Source organism: Halobacillus sp., from assembly GCF_049282395.1.
GTDB lineage: Bacteria > Bacillota > Bacilli > Bacillales > Halobacillaceae > Halobacillus.
This window is the reverse complement of record NZ_JBAPTY010000055.1, coordinates 1-3552: the sequence shown is the minus strand read 5'-3', so window position 1 is coordinate 3552 and position 3552 is coordinate 1. Positions and strand designations below refer to the sequence as shown.

Genomic DNA, 3552 nt, shown 5'->3' with positions numbered 1-3552 from the left:
GGGATGAACATGATCGGTGAGATCCCGCAGGGCTGTTAAGCCCGAGGAAGCTCAGCACATGCCCGCGAAAAGCGAAATCGTCCCCCGAAGGACCAAATTCTCACAACAGTCTCGAAATCAAGTCTTCAAGTAATGAGAGCTTTTCTTGAACTAATGCATGTGTGAAGAACTTGATCTTATGATTCTTTTTTCAATAGACCATTGCGGTGGACATAGACAGCAGCTTGAGTACGATCCTGTACTTCTAACTTGCTCAGCACATTGCTCACATGCGTTTTCACCGTTTTAATCCCAATGAAAAGGTGGTCACTAATCTCCTGATTGGTCATCCCTTCTCCAATACATAATAAAACTTCCCGCTCACGATTGGTCAATTCTTCATGAGGTTTCTTATCCTGGCGGAAACGAGTCATCATCTTGGTGGCCACTTTAGGCTCAATCACGTTTTCGCCACGATATGCTTTTTTGATTGCTTCAGCTATCTCGTCAGCAGATGAAGTCTTCAGCATATAGCTGAACGCCCCGGCTTCGAGTGCCGGAAACACCTTTTCATCGTCGTAAAAACTCGTCAGAATAATAATGCGGCAGGTCTCTGTCTCCATTATTTCTTTGGTAGCTTCAATTCCCGTTCCATTTTCCATAATTAAATCCATTAACACAACGTCTGGTTTTAATTCTTTTACAAGAGCTGCTCCTGTATAACCATCTGAGGCTTCCCCGACAATCTCGAGTTCCTCTTCCGTATTCAGGTAGGCGATCACGCCCTTGCGAACCACTTCATGATCATCAACTACTACGACACGTATCATTCCTCTGCCTCCTTTAAAGTTAGCTGTTTAGGAACTCGAAGATCAATGTGAGTCCCTTCTCCTACGCGGGAACGGATCGTGAACTCGCCGCCTACCTCTTCACAGCGTTCTCTCATCGTTTTCAACCCATAGGATGCTTTGTTGTCCTGTTTGTCTTCTGCATGAAACCCCGCACCGTCATCAGCAATATGTAAAAATACTTCCCGGCCGGAGCTCGTCATTTCCACCTTCACTTCCTTAGCGTTGGCATGGCGCAGAATGTTCGAAAGCGCCTCCTGGACTACCCTGAAAAGGTGTTCTTCCGTCGTTTTCGACAAATCCGAAACGTCTTCCATTTGAACCTTGAAATCAAGAGAACACTTTTGCTTCAGTTCTTCAATGAGCGAGGCAATCCCCTGCCCCAGGGGTTCACCTGATAAGTGAACAGGCCGTAAATGCAGAAGCAGCGCTCTCATTTCTGTTTGAGCCTGCAAAGCCATTTGTGTAATTTCCTTAAGCTGTTTTTTAGCTTGTTCGGGGTTCTTTTCAATTACACGGTCGGCCGCCTGAGCCATCATAGTTAAAGCAAACAGCTGCTGGCTGACTGCATCGTGAAGATCTCTGGCCAGGCGCTGCCGTTCTTCAATGGTCGCTGCTTTGTGTGCAGAACGTGCCAGTTCTCCTTTTTCATCCGCAAGTTTCAGAAGAGATTCCCGCTGCTGGTGCAGCTTCTCCCCAAGCGTGTTCAGCTCGTCAGCGATCCCTGAAATTTCATCCTCCTCATTAAAATAAAGCCGTGAAGACAACTCGCCGCGGGCAAGCCTGGTAATCATCGTAGAAATATAATCCATGCGCTGCTTCATATCCCCGCTTGATTTGAATCCGGCATAGACCGCCATTACAAATCCTACTAAGAGATAAGAAGCGATAAAAAACAATATCGCACCAGGGTGAAGCCAATCCGGATTAAACCACACATGTACAGAGAGAAGAAGAGCAAGCATAATAAATATATTCAAGATAAGCCCGTACAAATGCGAACGGATATACATATATCGGATACTGTTCAACTGCTTAAACATAGTGCTCCCCCTATACACGCTCGACCTTAATTGAACCTACATTGAAATCAATCCACAGAGATAATCTCCTGTCAGCCGTTTGGTAATCATCCGTTTCATACACAATCTCTCTTCGTAAACCATCAGCCGTCTGGCCGGCCACTTTTATATCTCCCGTCTTAATTCTCGCTTCGACACGAAACGGAACGTTATTCGGAATAATCATTTTCACATCACCAATCCAACCTCTTACAATGATCGGAGTATCCCCATCGGGAATGAACGCTCTGGTGAAATCAAACTTGTAATCCCCTATGCCATTCCATAAATCCATGGGCTCTACCTTCCAATTCTCATCATTATAGGAATGATCTCCAATAAGCATCTTAGTTGATTTTCTCTTCTTGCCTGAAGAAGGTTCGTGGTAGGAAGCAGCTCCATTTGTATCAAATTCAAATTTTTTCGTTTTCTGCCCGCCAAGAAAAATACTAAAACCGATATATATAAATAACAACGGCCACAAACGCAGAACATCCTCAAATTGAAAGGAGATTACTTCAAAACGATCCATAATTAAAAGGACTCCAAACACGGTTAGAAAGGAGCCTAACGTCCAGGATCCCCCTTGTTTCAAGAGAGAATCCCCCCACAATTTCAACCCAACCCCGACTAAAAGAACTGGATAAATCGTAGACCATGAAAACTCTATTTCCAAGGAAATAATTCCGAGGTTGGCCAATAGAAGAATGGCTCCAATCACAACCAATCCTGTGGCTAATAAAATATTTGCTGCTCTTTTTTTCAATTGAATCACCCTTTTTTCATCCTGCGATGAGTTATTCTCTATTTCTTCCATAAATCCCTTCTTAAAAAAAGAAACGTTCTCCATATCCTTACTTTAGCGTTTATCCTACCACTTAGAAACAAACGGAAGATGGGTTTATCCTCCGTCTTAGGTCGGAGGCTTAGAAAATAAAGAGATGGGGTTTAAACAGCAAGTCTCAGGGAATATCTAAACTGTGGAACTTTTTTTAGAAAGGATGTTGTCATATGGATGAAAAAATGAAGGTATTAATCGAAGGACTAAATGAAGACTTGGCCAACGAATATGCCGCTTCAATCATGTACACGTATAACGCAGCGGTCGTTTCCGGTCTATATCGTTCTGTACTGAAACCATTTTTCGAAAGCGAAGTGGCTGATGAACAAGGACATGCTCTTTACTTATCCGAGAAAATCAGCATACTTGGCGGCACGCCTACTACAACTCCAGCAGAGGTGAAGCAGCATACAGAAGTTAAACCGATGCTTGAAGAAGCAAGAGAAGCTGAACGTCAAACCATCAAGCGTTATGAAGAGCGTAAAGTTCAAGCAGAAGAACTTGGCCTGACTGAACTTTCAGTTAAACTCGATGACTTGATCTCTGATGAGACAGGTCACTATGAAGAAATCGGTCGTATGCTACAGGATTCTCGATTAGCTGAATAGACGAATTCAAAACCGCTGCTTAAGCAGCGGTTTTTTTGTACCTAATAAGTGTTATCTATCCCAAAGAGATATTACACAATAGGGTCGGTTAGTTGAAGACTCGATTTCGAGATATTGGGTGGAGAAGTGGCTCCAGGGAACGGCTCGCTTTCCCTTCCGCCCCTTTGCGATCATGGAGCGCTCGAAATCCTTTACGTAAAGGCCTTCATATGATG

At 43.8% G+C, this 3552-nt stretch carries 4 protein-coding genes; 1 reads left to right on the top strand and 3 read right to left on the bottom strand.

Going from position 1 to position 3552, the window contains the following annotated elements:
* Positions 1-176: 176 nt before the first annotated feature.
* From WAM07_RS02535 to liaF, 3 genes are read right to left on the bottom strand one after another with little or no spacing between them, the layout of a single operon-like run.
* Complete coding sequence (locus WAM07_RS02535; protein WP_422164505.1) at positions 177-809, bottom strand: response regulator; 633 nt, start codon at positions 807-809, stop codon at positions 177-179.
* On the bottom strand, positions 806-1870 hold the full coding sequence (locus WAM07_RS02530; RefSeq protein ID WP_422164503.1) for a sensor histidine kinase: 1065 nt from the start codon (positions 1868-1870) through the stop codon (positions 806-808). Before WAM07_RS02530 ends, WAM07_RS02535 begins: the two co-directional genes overlap by 4 nt.
* Positions 1871-1880: 10 nt before the next feature.
* The gene (liaF, locus tag WAM07_RS02525; protein ID WP_422164501.1) at positions 1881-2705 is read right to left on the bottom strand and encodes a cell wall-active antibiotics response protein LiaF; all 825 of its coding nucleotides are present in this window, start codon (positions 2703-2705) and stop codon (positions 1881-1883) included.
* Positions 2706-2899: 194 nt separating this feature from the next.
* Between liaF and WAM07_RS02520 the strand changes: the two genes are divergently transcribed.
* Positions 2900-3337 (top strand): ferritin-like domain-containing protein, encoded by a 438-nt coding sequence (locus WAM07_RS02520; RefSeq protein WP_089752140.1) that lies wholly within the window; start codon positions 2900-2902, stop codon positions 3335-3337.
* Positions 3338-3552 lie beyond the last annotated feature (215 nt).

Bases quoted from the DNA above. Each gene is read 5' to 3' on its own strand.
- WAM07_RS02535 (WP_422164505.1), bottom strand. From the start codon at position 809: ATGATACGTGTCGTAGTAGTTGATGATCATGAAGTGGTTCGCAAGGGC.
- liaF (WP_422164501.1), bottom strand. From the start codon at position 2,705: ATGGAAGAAATAGAGAATAACTCATCGCAGGATGAAAAAAGGGTGATT.
- WAM07_RS02530 (WP_422164503.1), bottom strand. From the start codon at position 1,870: ATGTTTAAGCAGTTGAACAGTATCCGATATATGTATATCCGTTCGCAT.
- WAM07_RS02520 (WP_089752140.1), top strand. From the start codon at position 2,900: ATGGATGAAAAAATGAAGGTATTAATCGAAGGACTAAATGAAGACTTG.